This window comes from Staphylococcus sp. GDY8P85P (genome assembly GCF_017892405.1).
Taxonomy (GTDB): domain Bacteria; phylum Bacillota; class Bacilli; order Staphylococcales; family Staphylococcaceae; genus Staphylococcus; species Staphylococcus borealis.
Map to the genome: position 1 here is coordinate 1 of NZ_JAESLA010000050.1, position 308 is coordinate 308.

Here is a 308-nt window from a genome sequence, read left to right on the forward strand (position 1 = left end):
AGTCAAGTCCAGACTCCTGTGTAAAATGCTATACAATGTTTTTACCATTTCTACTTATCAAAATTGATGTATTTTCTTGAAGAATAAATCCATTCATCATGTAGGTCCATAAGAACGGCTCCAATTAAGCGATTGGCTGATGTTTGATTGGGGAAGATGCGAATAATCTTTTCTCTTCTGCGTACTTCTTGATTCAGTCGTTCAATTAGATTGGTACTCTTTAGTCGATTGTGGGAATTTCCTTGTACGGTATATTGAAAGGCGTCTTCGAATCCATCATCCAATGATGCGCAAGCTTTTGAATATTT

At 36.4% G+C, this 308-nt stretch carries 1 protein-coding gene; it reads right to left on the reverse strand.

The window, feature by feature from the left end:
* Window positions 1-50 precede the first annotated feature (50 nt).
* Window positions 51-308 (reverse strand): transposase (locus KA828_RS10670; RefSeq protein ID WP_172406091.1); only part of this gene is annotated, 258 nt, incomplete at its 5' end.